Genomic DNA, 5356 nt, shown 5'->3' with positions numbered 1-5356 from the left:
TGATTATAAAAATGCAGCAGGCATTCGTGACGCATCAGAAAGAACCGCCACAGGCAGTAAAGACAGTTTTGCTTCTATTGTAGGATTTAACCAAAGCACCATAACACAAGGCGAATTGAGTGTTGGAACATATACCAACAACGCACAAAATAAAGAAGAAATACAGGAAATGATCACACTGCAGACAGCAGGAAGTGATGCAAACAGTGTGTACTATAGCGGAATCTCTTATTTCCCTTTAGGATTAGGACAGACTTTTATCATTGTAAACCAAACCATAGAACACCATTTAGTTTGTATAGAAGCCATACACCACTCAGAAGTGCATGGCAATTATACCTGCGAGTTCAAAGCCATTCCAGACGATGTTTCGGCACCGCATTATACCAATACAAAAGTTTTTGCCAAAGCAGAAACACAGTCAGCCAAAATAAGAGACAACAACGATCCCGAAGGACTCGGTAGAGTAAAAGTAGAGTTCTATTGGGGAGCAGCAACCAAAACAAGCCAGTGGATACGAGTGGTGCAAAATTATGCAGGTTCGGGAAGAGGCTCATACTGGAGACCTGAGATAGGTGATGAAGTATTGGTAAGTTTCGAAGGGGGAAATGCACAAAATCCTTATGTAATGGGATCACATTACAACGGGCAGGCGGCACCTGAATTCTTTGACCCGCAAAACATGATAAAAGCCATAAGAATGCGTTTCGGACAAATGCTGAAATTTGTTGAAAAAGCAGGAATCTGGCTTTCTGACCCCAGCGGAAATGAATTGCACATGAATGAGGAGACTAAAAGTACAACTTTGACCGTTCCAGAAACCTTGACTCTTAATTGTAAAAACCTAATTATCAATGCTACGGAGAGTATTACAACTACGGCAGGAATGAATATCGCTGAAATAGCAACTTTAAACAAGACTTTGAGTGTTGGCGGAATTCTAGATACTAGCGTAGGCTTAGACAAGAGATTATATGTGGCGGGTGACAGTCATAAACAAATTGATGGTGATTCTAATTCTGAAGTAAAAAAAGATAGAAATGTAGCATCTGAAAGCAGAATAGTTACTCATAGTGAAACTGGACATGAGTTCCATTCTGATAAAGATATAAAAAACAACAGCAGTGAAGCTACCAGACAAAACTAAAAATTTGAGTAGAATGACCGAAGAAAGAAAGACATACGGAGATATCTTAATGATTAATCAGGGAGGTTATCTAATTGAATTTATTAATTTAAAAAATAATGCTTCGTTTTGCATTGTGATGAGTGGTGTTCAATATTATGACCCATTTGGAAATTCTATGGTAAGTTACCCAACTGCAGTATCTGCTAATAAAAAGATTTATAGTTTAAAAAATTATAGAGATGAAGTGGCTATACCAACTGGCATTGCTGTTTTATTGTATGATATGGAAATTAAAGAAATTGCCAACAAAACCTTTTACCAAGAGGGACAGTTTCGTTCTATTGATTTTGTAAACTTAACCATAACCGAAGAAAAATAAATCATGTCAGAATATATAAGAGTAAAAGGAAATATTGTTGAAAAAACTGGAGGAATTTCCAGAGTTTATGCCAAAGGCGGAATTGAACACAACTCAAACGGATTTATCGATTATTTTGCTGAAAATCATACTTATGATGAACCAGAAAAATATGTGCCCAAACAGCCCGAAAACTCCATAAATGTTTACTTGGGAATGTTTTTTGACGGCACAGGAAATAATCGTTTTAATTCTGACAGTATTTATTATTCTAAAATTAAAAGTAATACTGACAAAATAGACCCAAAAGATATTCCTGCAAACAAAGAAACAGAAATTATAATAGAAGATAAGGACAAAAAAAGTAAAAAAATAAAAGTAAAAATTACCGATCGTGACAGCTACTGGAATCCTTATTCTAATATTGCCAAACTTTTTGATTTATATAAAGAGATTAAAACAAAGGACTACGAAGATAAAAAAAACTATCCCGAATATGGCAAACATGTAATTCTTAAACAATATGTAGAAGGCATTGGTACAAAACAAGGAAAACCAGATGATATTTTGGGATCAGGCTTAGCCAGAGATACTTGGGGCGTAATAAGCCGTGTGCATGAGGGAATCGAAAAAGTGGTGCAAGACCAATTTACAGAAGTACCCAAAGACAAAAAAATCAATAAAATTGTGATTGATGTGTTTGGTTTTAGCAGAGGAGCTGCTGCAGCAAGGCATTTTTGCAACGAAGTGATGAAAGAAGCCACGTACAGAAATGAAATGATCAATGATCCTTATGATAAATACCCTTTGCCCTCTGGAAAAAAAATAATTGATAAACATGCCGGAGGACAAATGGGATTTGAGCTTAGTGCAAAAGGACATCTGCCTGTGGGAGAAACCTACAAAATAGAAATACGCTTTTTAGGTCTTTTTGATACCGTAATTTCAGATGTGGTTGTAAAAGAAAACATAGGGTACAAACTAGGACTTGGAGCACCACTCATACCTTATTTATCTCTTGCTCCTTTGGCTCAAGAAGCATTGCCAGAAATAAAAACCAATATAGGAAGCATCAAAATAGGCAAAGTTTTTCATATAAAAGCCTCTACAGAATGGAGAAAAAATTTTGCTTTTACCCCATCAGAACAAGGTTATACGCTAGGTATGATAGGCTCCCACTCCGATATTGGCGGCGGGTATGCAGAGTTAACACAATATGAACCTGTATTAAGTTATTTTGATGTACCGCTTGGCAATAAAGAAATCCTGAGTCAGATGCAAAAATTTAAGCAATTTTATACAGACCAATTTATCTGCACTAATGAGGAGTTGCAATTTGTAAATACCTACGATCATGTTACCGAAACCAGTATTTCGCCAAATTCTATGGGAACAGGCGTATCCAGTAGAGAGTTAAAAGCGCCCAATGATTTTCCTGATGAGGGAAAAACCATCTCAAAGAACCCAATGTATCAAGTGTATCAAACCAAAAAATCAGATCATTATGTACTAAAAGATTCTAGATACATTTCAAACAAGTATTCGCTCGTACCCATGCAGCTCATGCTGGAAAAAGCAATAGAAAATGACGTGCCATTCTTTAAAAGTTACGATGAAGCCTCTCCAAAGCCTCCATATAAATTTGAATACGAAATTCCCGAAACAGAATCATTTGATATATTGCGAAAGTATTTAGAAATTATGCGTGCCGCTTCAAAAGAAGAAAACAAAGACAAAAATTCAACCTACGAGATAGATTACGAGATCTACAAACACATACACCACAATTACGTTCATTTATCAGCGCATTATGGCGGTTTAGAAAATGATTTTTTAACAGTGCAAACAGGAGATCATCATCTTTTGGCAAATTATGTTTTTATCAATGAACCTGTTGAACCAATTATAAAAGTGGATAAAGTAATTTATAAAAGAGAAATATATGTACCCAAAAGTTAGATTTTTTATTTACTGCTTTTTAATCATTAGTTTATTTGCAAGCTGTCAGCCTAAAGATACATTTGACTGGAATGCTGGACTTTCTGCTCCAAAAAATTACCCATCAGGCGCACCTTTTGTAGAATATTTTTATCAAGGACAAAGTGTTGCAGGGGCGTCTTCTGGTACAGGAGCAGATCAAGGATGGGGCATTACTAGCGGCGGCTATGTGGGAGGCGACAAATACAAGCCCGTTCCTGATAGCATGGCGGTAAAATGGGTCTGTTCAGTCGACAACTTAGTATATAGAGGAGGGTTTAAATTGCCTAGAGAAAAAATGCTCAAATTGTTTAAACGAAAAGTAATAGATTCTTATGGAGTTCAAAACGACTATAGCGTAATTGTTGCCGGAATGGCTCCTGGCGGCAATATAACTCTATGGATGCAGGGCGGATATGCCAGCATAGAAATAGTAAAATTTAAAATTTTGAAAGGAGAAGAAGATCAAAACATAGATGATGACTACAAAAAAAAAGAGATAAAATCATGGGGCAATTACCTTAGTTACTGGAAAATTCATGGTATTCCCTATTCTGTTTGGGAGAAAGGAGAAAAAGAATATGATTTTGATATTGGGTTCACAACTGAAGAGGAAGATAAAAAAGATTACAGCATTGCTATTGCAGGTTACACCAAAGACGGCAGCATAATTTACTCAAATGAAGATCCGATTCCATACATAAAATGGAATGAGAATTTCAAGCTAAAAGTTACAAAAGGGAAAAAGCTTCCTGTGCAATTTTGGATGAGATGGCATTCAAGAGATGGCAACGAATGGTATGAATCACAAATTGTTTTACCTATTAATTTAGATAAACAACTATTAAAATTTCAAGAACAATATGGTAAAGATGTATTTCTTGTTGTAGGAATGGATAAAGTTTCGAAAAATAAACCATACACATTTGGAAAGATATGGCTTGAAAATTCAAAAGAAAAAATTGAAATAATGAAATTTAGAGCATCAAAATTCAATTTAGAAAAAAATGATTTTGAAATATCACAATACTCGCTTCCAAAAGATTTTGTATTCCCTAAATGGCAAGGCAGAGAACCTATTGAGTTTCCAGAATTAGATTATTGGCAGGAAAAATAATTTAAAAGAGAAATTTATGCGCCCAAAAACTAGTTTTTTTATATACTGTTTTTTAATCATTGGTTTATTTGCCAGCTGCCAGCCTAAAGATACATTTGATTGGAATGCAGGTCTATCTGGTCCCAAAAATTATCCTTCAGGCGCCCCTTTTGTAGAATATTTTTATCAGGGAAAAAGCATTGCAGGGGCATCTTCTAGTACAGGAGCAGATCAAGGTTGGGGCATTACTAGCGGCGGTTATGTTGGCGGTGATCAATATAAACCTGTTCCTGACAGCATAGCGGTAAAATGGGTTTGTTCAGTCGACAACTTAGTTTATAAAGACGGGTTCAAATTGCCCAGAGAAAAAATGCTCGAATTGTTTAATAGAAAAGTAATAGATTCCTATGGTGATCAAAACGACTATAGTGTAATTGTTGCCGGAATGGCTCCTGGCGGTAATATAACAGTATGGATGCAGGGCGGAAACGCCAGTACAGAAATAGCAAAATTTAAAATTTTGAAAGGAGAAGAAGATCAAAATATAGACGATAGTTACAAAAAAAAAGAGATAAAATCATGGGGTCATTATCTTACTTATTGGAAAATTCATGGTATTCCTTATTCTGTTTGGGAGAAAGGAGAAAAAGATTATGATTATAATATTGTTTTTTCAAGTGAAGAGGAATACAAGTTTGCATTAACATTTTATGCAAAGGATGGGAGTTTGTTTCAAATTGATAATAAATCGAGTTTTTTGCCTTGGAAAGATCGATTTGTTTCCTATCCAAAAAAC

Annotated in this window: 5 protein-coding genes; all 5 read left to right on the top strand. The window is 35.5% G+C overall.

Annotated features, from left to right (window positions below; all coding sequences use genetic code 11):
- Positions 1–1147, top strand: a 1147-nt coding sequence (locus ACHRV0_RS21495) for a phage baseplate assembly protein V (RefSeq protein ID WP_395442486.1), incomplete at its 5' end; no start/stop codon positions are given.
- Positions 1148–1160: 13 nt separating this feature from the next.
- The gene (locus tag ACHRV0_RS21490) at positions 1161–1508 is read left to right on the top strand and encodes a hypothetical protein (protein WP_395442485.1); all 348 of its coding nucleotides are present in this window, start codon (positions 1161–1163) and stop codon (positions 1506–1508) included.
- A gap of 3 nt (positions 1509–1511) precedes the next feature.
- Complete coding sequence (locus ACHRV0_RS21485; RefSeq protein ID WP_395442483.1) at positions 1512–3446, top strand: phospholipase effector Tle1 domain-containing protein; 1935 nt, start codon at positions 1512–1514, stop codon at positions 3444–3446.
- The gene (locus ACHRV0_RS21480; RefSeq protein ID WP_395442481.1) at positions 3430–4581 is read left to right on the top strand and encodes a DUF2931 family protein; all 1152 of its coding nucleotides are present in this window, start codon (positions 3430–3432) and stop codon (positions 4579–4581) included. The genes ACHRV0_RS21485 and ACHRV0_RS21480 overlap by 17 nt, the downstream gene beginning before the upstream one ends.
- A 16-nt stretch (positions 4582–4597) precedes the next feature.
- On the top strand, positions 4598–5356 hold a 759-nt coding region (locus tag ACHRV0_RS21475), incomplete at its 3' end, for a DUF2931 family protein (RefSeq protein WP_395442479.1).

It is taken from the genome of Flavobacterium sp. FlaQc-30 (assembly GCF_044005885.1).
In the GTDB taxonomy this organism is placed as follows: domain Bacteria; phylum Bacteroidota; class Bacteroidia; order Flavobacteriales; family Flavobacteriaceae; genus Flavobacterium.
The sequence above is the reverse complement of the archived record's forward strand: the minus strand, read 5'-3'. Positions and strand labels throughout refer to the sequence as shown.

What these genes read in the sequence shown, in the direction of transcription:
- ACHRV0_RS21490 (WP_395442485.1), top strand. Translation starts at nt 1,161, where the DNA reads ATGACCGAAGAAAGAAAGACATACGGAGATATCTTAATGATTAATCAG.
- ACHRV0_RS21480 (WP_395442481.1), top strand. Translation starts at nt 3,430, where the DNA reads ATGTACCCAAAAGTTAGATTTTTTATTTACTGCTTTTTAATCATTAGT.
- ACHRV0_RS21485 (WP_395442483.1), top strand. Translation starts at nt 1,512, where the DNA reads ATGTCAGAATATATAAGAGTAAAAGGAAATATTGTTGAAAAAACTGGA.